At 70.2% G+C, this 6,955-nt stretch carries 8 protein-coding genes; 6 read left to right on the forward strand and 2 right to left on the reverse strand.

Going from position 1 to position 6,955, the window contains the following annotated elements:
* The 3 genes from QZ994_RS17705 to QZ994_RS17715 form a co-directional block, all read left to right on the forward strand.
* Positions 1 to 989, forward strand: a 989-nt coding sequence (locus QZ994_RS17705; RefSeq protein ID WP_290874788.1) for a carotenoid 1,2-hydratase, incomplete at its 5' end; no start/stop codon positions are given.
* A gap of 166 nt (positions 990 to 1,155) precedes the next feature.
* A complete protein-coding gene (locus QZ994_RS17710; RefSeq protein WP_290874791.1) occupies positions 1,156 to 1,434 on the forward strand; it encodes a hypothetical protein in 279 nt (92 codons plus the stop codon).
* 89 nt (positions 1,435 to 1,523) lie between these two features.
* Positions 1,524 to 1,856, forward strand: coding sequence for a hypothetical protein (locus tag QZ994_RS17715; RefSeq protein ID WP_290874794.1), 333 nt, complete (start codon positions 1,524 to 1,526; stop codon positions 1,854 to 1,856).
* Between the two features lie 21 nt (positions 1,857 to 1,877).
* On the opposite strand, the gene QZ994_RS17720 is transcribed toward QZ994_RS17715, so the two are convergent.
* The gene (locus QZ994_RS17720) at positions 1,878 to 2,726 is read right to left on the reverse strand and encodes a Sir2 family NAD-dependent protein deacetylase (protein ID WP_290874797.1); all 849 of its coding nucleotides are present in this window, start codon (positions 2,724 to 2,726) and stop codon (positions 1,878 to 1,880) included.
* 21 nt (positions 2,727 to 2,747) lie between these two features.
* On the opposite strand from QZ994_RS17720, the gene QZ994_RS17725 reads away from it, so the two are divergent.
* From QZ994_RS17725 to QZ994_RS17735, 3 genes are all read left to right on the forward strand, one after another.
* Positions 2,748 to 4,259, forward strand: coding sequence for a cache domain-containing protein (locus QZ994_RS17725; protein WP_290874800.1), 1,512 nt, complete (start codon positions 2,748 to 2,750; stop codon positions 4,257 to 4,259).
* Between the two features lie 9 nt (positions 4,260 to 4,268).
* Complete coding sequence (locus QZ994_RS17730; protein ID WP_290874803.1) at positions 4,269 to 4,886, forward strand: response regulator transcription factor; 618 nt, start codon at positions 4,269 to 4,271, stop codon at positions 4,884 to 4,886.
* Positions 4,887 to 4,988: 102 nt separating this feature from the next.
* Positions 4,989 to 5,906: a hypothetical protein gene (locus QZ994_RS17735; protein WP_290874806.1), complete on the forward strand. Its 918-nt coding sequence runs from the start codon at positions 4,989 to 4,991 to the stop codon at positions 5,904 to 5,906.
* Between the two features lie 31 nt (positions 5,907 to 5,937).
* On the opposite strand, the gene QZ994_RS17740 is transcribed toward QZ994_RS17735, so the two are convergent.
* Positions 5,938 to 6,867 carry a DMT family transporter gene (locus QZ994_RS17740; protein ID WP_290874809.1) on the reverse strand — a complete coding sequence of 310 codons (930 nt, stop codon included), beginning with the start codon at positions 6,865 to 6,867 and terminating at the stop codon, positions 5,938 to 5,940.
* Positions 6,868 to 6,955 lie beyond the last annotated feature (88 nt).

Here is a 6,955-nt window from a genome sequence, read left to right on the forward strand (position 1 = left end):
TCACGGGCGAGCTGCTGGCCGCCCCTGGCCAGGCCGGCCCCGGCGCGACGGCCGCTGCACCCCGCCGCTTCGGCTTCCAGATCACCTTCTTCCGCTCGCGGGTGGACGTGGCCGCGGCCAGCCGCAGCGCCTTCGCGGCCAAACAGCTGCTCTTCGTGCACACGGCCCTGACCGATCTGCAAGGCCAGCGCCTGCTGCACGACCAGCGCATCGCACGCAGCGGCTTCGGCCTGGCCCAGGCCGCCGAGGGCGACACCGACGTGGCCTTGCGAGGCTGGCGCCTGCAGCGCAGTGGGCCGGTGGCGCGCAGCGTCTACACCAGCCTCGTCACCGCCCGCGAGTTCGCGCTCGACCTGCGCTTCACCCAGACCCAGCCCGTGCTGTTGCAGGGTCAGGCGGGGCACTCGCGCAAAGGCCCGAGGCCGGAGCAGGCCAGCCGCTACTACTCGCACCCGCACCTGGCCGTGCAGGGCCGTTTGCAGCTCAACGCCACCGGCGCCCGCGACCAGGCCGCCCCCGCCCCGCTGGCCGTGCAGGGCCAGGCCTGGCTGGACCACGAGTGGAGCGAGTCGGTGCTCGACGCCGAGGCCGTGGGTTGGGACTGGATCGGCATCAACCTGGCCGACGGTGGCGCGCTCACCGCCTTCCGCCTGCGCCGTGCCGATGGCCGCACGCTGTGGACCGGCGGCAGCCACCGCCAGCCCGGTGGCCCGGTCCGGCCTTTTGCCGATGGCGAACTGCGCTTCACGCCCGGCCGCATCTGGCAGAGCCCGGCCACCGGCACGCGCTACCCCGTCGAGTGGACGGTGGAGACCCCCGTAGGCCGCTTCAGCGTGCACGCCCTGCTCGACGCCCAGGAGCTTGACAGCCGCGCCAGCACCGGCAGCGTCTACTGGGAAGGCCTGAGCCAGCTGCGCGACGCCCAGGGCCGCGAGGTGGGGCGCGGCTACCTCGAGATGACGGGCTACAGCGGTCGCCTGAGGATGTGACCCGGTTTTGGCAAGCCTGACGCCGGATTGACGCCGCCAAAATGGCGTCAAGGGCTTACACGGGCTTGCTGCGCCGTGACGCATTGCTCAAAAATGGCGCACAGCCTGCAGGCCTCCGACGTCACCGCGTCCGCCCAGGCTGCCACGTCCCCTCGAAGGAGAGACGATGCCCTCACGCGATCCCGACCTCACCCGCACCTGGCGCCGCTCCCGCTGGGGCGCCACGGCCACCCTCGGTCTGCTGGCCCTCGGCAGCGCCATCACCCTGGTCAACGGCCACTGGCTGCACGGCGGCCTCATGGCCCTGGGCGCCGCCCTGCTGGTCAAAGGCAGCGTCTTCGGACGGCGCAGCCGGCGCCACACCTGGCAGGAGGCCGAAGCCCACACCCAGGCGGTCCACCAGGCGCTGTCGGCCACCCAGGGCACGCCCCGCAAGGTGGCCTGAACCCGGCCACGCCACCGCGGCGAGCAGGGGGAAGCGGCGACAGGCGTACAGTGCGGCATCCGAGCTGTGCGCCCTGCGGCGCCCCGATCATGTCGTCCTCCCTCCGCCTGAGCGCCCGCGGCACCGCCGCCCTCCTGTCCCTGGGCCTGAGCGCCCTGCTGAGCGCCTGCATCCTGCCCACCCCGGCCACCCACGCGGTGCTGAAGGTCGCACCCGATGGCGCGCTCACGCTCGACACCCGTGCCGTGAGCCCGACCGAACTGCCCGCCGTGCTGGCCAGCCGCCACGCCCAGGCCCCCGGCCTGATGGTGGAAATCGAGGCCTCGCCGCGTGCCGACATCGCCCAGGTGAAAGCGGCCATCCTCACCGTGCGCCAGGCCCATGTCCGCCTGGCCTTTGACAAGGCCCCCGGCCCGGTCTAATCCGGTTTGACCCGGCCTGATTCAGGCGCGGTGCAGGCGCTGGTCGATGGCTTGCAGCCCTTCCAGGGCACCCATGGCCAGGCCGACGTCGCGCCCGCTGGGCACCTGGGGCTCGCGCGGGTTGATGCGCACGAGGCGCCCCCCCAGCTCCTTCACCACCGCGTGGCTGAAGGCCCGCACCGAGGGCACCACCGTGCCCGCACCCAGCTCCACCACGACCGGGCGGTGCACATGGCGCAGCCACGCGCGCTGGCGATCGGCCTGCTCGTGTTCGCGGGCCTCCACCCAGGCTGCGTCGCCAAACATCAGGATGTTGGGGCGGGCCAGCCCCCCGCAATGCGGGCACACGGGCAGGGCGTTGCGCAGCAGGCAGGTCTCGTCGTCCACCTCGGGCAGGAAGGCATCGGCCGGCCAGATGGCGTCGGTGCAGGGCGTGGCGCACTGCATCCAGTCGATGGCGCCATGGCACTCGTGCACGTGCTCGGCCGGGATGCCGGCGCGCTGAAACTGGCCGTCGACGTTGCTGGTGAAGACGCGCAGACCCTGCAACATGCCCTCGCCCCAGCGCTGCAGGATGCCGAATCCGGCGTGCGGGCGGGTGCGCCGGTACAAGGCCAGGCGGTGGCCGTAAAAGCCCCAGGCCAATTCGGGCCGGCTGCGGAAGGTGGCCGGCGAGGCCACGCTGTAGAAATCGAGCTGCGCCCGGCCCAGGGCGGGGTAGGCCTGCCAGAAGCCTTCCGGGCCGCGGAAGTCGGGCAGGCCGGAATCCACCCCCATGCCCGCGCCGGCGGCCACGATCAGGGCGTCGGCCTGGGCGATGAGCTCGGCGGCGTGGTCGAGGGCCTCGGGTGAGTCAGGGGTCGCACGCATGGCGGGCAGCATAGCCCAGTCGTGCAAAGCACCCTGCCGGCGGTAGCATGGGGGCTTCGTTGCCCTGCCATCCCCTTCATGCGGCTCAAGGCCAAGATCCTCCTGCTCGCCGCCGTGCCGCTGTTGCTGAGCCTGCTGCTCATCGGCGTGGCCGTGCTGCACCAGCAACGCGAACTCGCCACCCGCTCCCATGAGCTGGTGCGCGCGGCCTACATGCAGGCCCGCCAGGCCGAACTGCGCCACTACGTGGACCTGGCCCTGAGCACGCTCAAGCCGCTGCAGACCAGCGAGGCCGGCGACCTCGACCAGCAGGCCCAGGCCATCCGCGAGCTGGCCGGGCTGGACTATGGCCACGACGGCTACTTCTTCGTCTACCAGCTCGACGGCACCGTGCTCATGCACTCGCGCCAGCCCGAGCTGATCGGGCGCAACCTCTGGCAGCTGCGCGACGCGCAGGGCCGCGCCACCATCCAGGAGCTGATCAACCAGGCCAAGGCCGGTGGCGGCTATGTGGAATACCAGTGGCGCAAGCCCTCCACCGGCCAGATGGTGCCCAAGCTGGGCTATGTGGTCAGCCTGCCGCAATGGGGCTGGATGATCGGCACCGGCCTTTACCTGGACGACATCGAATCCGCCCTGGGCCAGCTTGACCAGCAGGTGGGCGCCAACATCCGCACCACCCTGGGCTGGATCACGGCGATCGCGGGCGGCGGCATCGCGCTGATCAGCGTGTGCGCCCTGGCCCTCAACCTGAGCGAGCACAAGGAGGCCGATGCCAAGCTGCGCCTGATGGCCCGCCAGGTGGTGCAGTCTCAGGAGGACGAGCGCGCCCGCCTGGCCCGCGAGCTGCACGACGGCACCAGCCAGACCCTGGTGGCGGGCAAGCTGCTGGTGGAGGCCGCGGTCGACCAGATCGAGCGCGAGGGACGCACGCCGCCCCCCACGCTGCCCCAGGCACTCAACCGCCTGAACGATGCCCTCAACGAGGTGCGCGACCTCTCGCACAGCCTGCGCCCGGCCCTGCTCGACACCCTGGGCCTGCCTGCGGCCCTGGCCCACCTGGGCCGCGAATTTGGCGAGCACACGCGCCTGGCCATCCACGTCTACACCGAGGGCGCGGCCACCGAGTTGCCCGACGAGGTCAAGACGGTGCTCTTTCGCGTGACGCAGGAAGCGCTGACCAATGTGGCCAAGCACGCGCAGGCCAGGCAGGTCGACGTGGTGCTGGCCTTCGAGCCCGACCGGGTGGAGCTCAGCGTCAACGACGACGGCTGCGGCTTCGACCCCGACGCCATCTCGCAGCACCCGACCCTGGGCATCGGCCTGCGCAACATGCGCGAGCGGCTGGCGGCCATCGGCGGGCAGTTCGAGGTGCAGTCCGACACCCTGGGGGACGCCCCCGGCCACGCCACCGAGGGCGGCGACGCCCACACCGGCACCCGCGTGGTCGCCAGCGTGCCGCGCCACCAGATCCGCCTGATCGCCGACACCGCCCTGCACGCGGCACTGCACTCGGGCGTCCACCCCCTTTGATCCACCACCATGACCGACCCCATCCGCCTGCTCATCGTCGACGACCACCCCCTGGTGCGCGACGGCCTGCGCCTGCGCCTGTCGGCCCTGCCCCAGGTCGAGGCCGTGGGCGAGGCCGGTGGCGCCACCGAGGCCTGGTCCCAGATGGCCGCGCTGCAGCCCAACCTGGTGCTGATGGACATCGGCATGAAGGAGGTCAACGGCATCGAGCTGACGGCGGCCCTGCTGGCCCACCACCCCGGGCTGCGCGTGCTGATGCTGAGCATGTACGACAACCCCGAGTACGTGCAGCGCGCCCTGCAGGCCGGCGCCCGCGGTTATGTGCTGAAAGACGCGCCCGCCGCCGAGATCGTCACCGCGCTGGACACCGTGGCCGGTGGCGGCACCTACCTGAGCCCGGCGGTGTCACACCGGCTGTTCCGCAACGAGACCCCGCGGCCCGTGCTCACCCCCCGCGAGGCCGAGATCCTCGGCGCGCTGGGCAAGGGCCACAGCAGCAAGCAGATCGCCAAGGACCTGGACCTGAGCGTGCGCACGGTGGAGACCCACCGCCAGGCCATCAAGCGCAAGCTGGGGATTGAGGGGCAGGCGGAGCTGATCAAGTATGCGGTGGAGCACACGCGCTGATTTGCAGCACGATTGCGCCGGATCAATGGTGCTTTGTGTGCGCTTTGACACACGACGCTCCGCAAGATGACATTGGGACACACCACTTGTGAAGGATGTCCCATGCGCGATGACTTTTGTCTCTCGCTCGCCCTGGCGACCGTGGCACTGTTGAGCAGCCAAGAGCACGCCCGAGCGACCAACTGGGGTCCCCCCAATCACAACCCCGCGCCCTGCGGCACGGGCGGTCAGGTCGTCGAGCGTGCCCCAAAAGGCTTTCGGACCACGTTTGAACTGGTCGCAACCGACTGCCAGGGCCGCGTCATCCCGGGCTCCACGCAGACCCAAACCGGCGCGGGCAACGTCGTCTTCACCGTGCCCGGCACGATCAATGGCGTGAAGGTCGGCGATTACCGCAACCACACAATCAAGAACGAGCACGTCAAGCAAAGCACCTTGCTCGCTGACTCGTCAGCCGCGGACACTGCCGTGTCAGGCGCAGAGAGTTACCTGAACATCGAAAGCCTTTACCAGGACCCTGGCACCGGACAATGGTCATTCGAAGGTGTCATGGCACAGATCCTGTTTCGGGGCGGCGGGCAGGTGAACTTGCGCATCCCCGACCTGTATGCCGACACCAATGGGGACGGCCTCATCGGCCAAGGTGATGTGCTCTACAGTTGGGTGGACGTTCGCATCTACCCCGGAGCGACGCCCGACTTCCAGCTTGGCGACACCTTTGAGATCATCAACGGACAGGTCACAGGACTCCCAGGCATGTGGTTCAGCGCCACAGAGATCTACCTGGACCCGCTGCTGGGGCCGCAACCCACAGGGGGCGTCTGGTTCAACGCAGGCAATCAGCCATCGGCCAGGCAGGCCTCACCCCTCGGAGGCCATGCCGAAGCATGGTCGGAACATGAGTTGACGCCCCAGGTCCCGGAGCCCTCGTCCGGGCTCATGGCCGCAGCGGGATTGCTGTGCTGGGGGCTGTGGCGGATAAACCGTCAGCGGTCTTGGTCCACCTGTTGGTCCACCTGAACGGCCAGCAAGCGGGGCGGGTGTGTGGTCATCAAGCGACCGACCTGCCGACCCGGGGCTTGAGCAGGTCGTGCCCGCTCACCATCAGGATCCCCGCCAGGACCAGGCCGCCTCCGGCCAGGAAAGAGGTTTCAAGCGGCTCGCCCAAGAGCATGTGGCCAAGCAGCACGCCAAAGAGCGGGGTCAGGAAGCTGAAAACGCCCAGGCGCGAGGCCAGGTAGTGGCGCAGCAGCCAGCACCAGGCCAGGAAGCTGGCAAAGGACACGATCAGGCACTGGAAGGCCAGGTGGGACCAGACCGTGAGCGAGGGCTCGAAGTGGGCCCGGCCGGTGAGCAGCGACAGCGGCCACAGCAGCACGAAGGCGCCGAGCAACTGGTAAAGCAGGGACTCGGTGGGGGGCGCGGCCGAGAGGCTGGTGCGTCGGACCACCACCGTGGTGGCGCCCCAGGCCACGCCGCCCAGCAAGGCCAGCGCGTCGCCCAGGAGGATGCGCTGCGTGGCCAGATCGACCTGACCGCCGGCGCGCGCCAGGAAGGTCAGCGCGATGCCGCCAAAGGCCAGGCCAATGCCCGCCCACTGCAGGGGCTGCAGGCGCTCGGAGCGCAGCGCGCCGTGCAGGCCCAGGGCCGCGAAGATGGGCGCCGTGTAGAGGAAGACGACCACGTGGGCCGCGTGCGTGAGGCGCAGGGCCTCGGCCACCACGATGTACTCCAGGCCAAAGAGGGCGCCGGTCCACAGGCCCGCCCGCCAGCGGCCACTGGCCAGGGTGGGCAGCTCGCCGCGGCGCCACATCAGCAGCGTCACCAGCAGGGCGGCGATGCCCGAGCGCAGGCCGATCAGGAGCATGGGGCTGGCCTGCTCGGCCACGGCCTTGAGGGAAATCTGCTGCAGGCTCCAGATCAGGCACAGCAGGAGCATGAGGGCGGCGGCACGGCCGTCGAGGGGAGAGCGTTGGTCCATGACGCCATTGTCAGATGGCCGCTTTGCAGCAGATGCCGCAAGACAGACAATCGCTAACGCCTTTCCGACAAGCCGCCGCCATGCCCAC

Origin of the sequence: Aquabacterium sp. (assembly GCF_021768455.1) — a bacterium.
Taxonomy (GTDB): Bacteria; Pseudomonadota; Gammaproteobacteria; order Burkholderiales; family Burkholderiaceae_C; genus Aquabacterium.

What these genes read in the sequence shown, in the direction of transcription:
- QZ994_RS17710 (WP_290874791.1), top strand. Translation starts at nt 1,156, where the DNA reads ATGCCCTCACGCGATCCCGACCTCACCCGCACCTGGCGCCGCTCCCGC.
- QZ994_RS17715 (WP_290874794.1), top strand. Translation starts at nt 1,524, where the DNA reads ATGTCGTCCTCCCTCCGCCTGAGCGCCCGCGGCACCGCCGCCCTCCTG.
- QZ994_RS17720 (WP_290874797.1), bottom strand. Translation starts at nt 2,726, where the DNA reads ATGCGTGCGACCCCTGACTCACCCGAGGCCCTCGACCACGCCGCCGAG.
- QZ994_RS17730 (WP_290874803.1), top strand. Translation starts at nt 4,269, where the DNA reads ATGACCGACCCCATCCGCCTGCTCATCGTCGACGACCACCCCCTGGTG.
- QZ994_RS17735 (WP_290874806.1), top strand. Translation starts at nt 4,989, where the DNA reads ATGCGCGATGACTTTTGTCTCTCGCTCGCCCTGGCGACCGTGGCACTG.
- QZ994_RS17740 (WP_290874809.1), bottom strand. Translation starts at nt 6,867, where the DNA reads ATGGACCAACGCTCTCCCCTCGACGGCCGTGCCGCCGCCCTCATGCTC.